Below are 1230 nucleotides of genomic sequence, written 5' to 3' on the forward strand. Positions count from 1 at the left end.
TGAATCGCCCCTAGTTTCGTAGACACCTCCAGGCCTTATAATCGAGGCACCCAGGAGGTCCAATGAGCAACCCACGCTACACCGAAGAATTCAAAATCGAAGCCGTCAAGCAGGTGGCAGATCGAGGCCATTCCGTTGCCGAGGTCGCCGCCCGATTGGGCGTGTCAGGCCACAGTCTTTATCAGTGGATCAAGCGCTACTCCAAGCCCACGGAGAAGCGGCAGCAGGACGATGAGCTTCAGGCCGAGATTCGTCGATTGAAGTCCGAACTGAAACGCGTATCCGAAGAGCGAGATATATTAAAAAAGGCCACCGCGTACTTCGCCAGAGAGTCCGATTGAGGTACGCGTTTATTCAGAGCCAAGTGGACCTGTACCCCGTGCGCCGCCTGTGCAAAATGATGACTGTGCACCCTAGCGGTTACTACGCCTGGTGCCGCAACAAGCTGTCTGATCGGGCTCGTGAAGATCATCGGTTGTTAGGCCAGATTAAACACTCATGGCTGGAAAGCGGCGGTGTGTATGGCTATCGCAAAATTCATCTGGATCTTCGTGAAGCTGGTGAGGCGTGTGGCAAGCACCGGGTAGCCCGGCTCATGCGCTGTGAGGGGTTGCGCTCACAGACGGGTTATCGCCGCCGCCCTGGTCGTTATAGTGGCAAGCCGGCTGTGGTTTCACCCAATCACTTGGATCGCCAATTCGATGTAGCAGCGCCCAATGTTGCATGGGTGACCGATATAACTTACATCCGTACCTACGAAGGTTGGTTGTATCTGTCCGTGGTTATCGACCTGTTCTCGCGTCAGGTTGTCGGCTGGTCGATGAAGCCGCGCATGACATCTGACTTGGCGCTAGACGCGCTGTTAGCCGCAGTGTGGCGTCGCAAGCCGCAAGGATGTGTGATGGTTCATTCGGACCAAGGCAGTCAGTTTAGTAGCGGGGACTGGCAGAGCTTCTTGAAAGCGAATCACTTGGTGGGAAGCATGAGCCGCCGGGGAAACTGCCATGACAACGCGGTAGCTGAAAGCTTCTTTCAGTTACTTAAACGGGAGCGAATCAAGCGGCAGATTTATCCAACACGCGAGGCTGCTAGACAAGACGTGTTCAATTACATTGAGATGTTTTATAACCCAAGGCGCCGGCACGGCACGAGTGGTGACCTGTCACCGGTCGAATTCGAAAAGCGCCATTACCAGAGCCTGGCGAGTGTCTAGAATACTGGGGGCGATTC

At 54.9% G+C, this 1230-nt stretch carries 1 protein-coding gene; it reads left to right on the plus strand.

What is annotated here, in order from left to right:
* Positions 1-62: 62 nt before the first annotated feature.
* A protein-coding gene (locus AC27HQ_RS16915) for an IS3 family transposase (RefSeq protein WP_487157366.1) occupies positions 63-1213 on the plus strand; the annotation gives its coding sequence in 2 pieces (ribosomal slippage) (positions 63-300 and positions 300-1213; 1152 coding nt in all).
* Positions 1214-1230: the final 17 nt, after the last annotated feature.

The organism is Halopseudomonas sp. 4NH20-0008 (genome assembly GCF_057548395.1).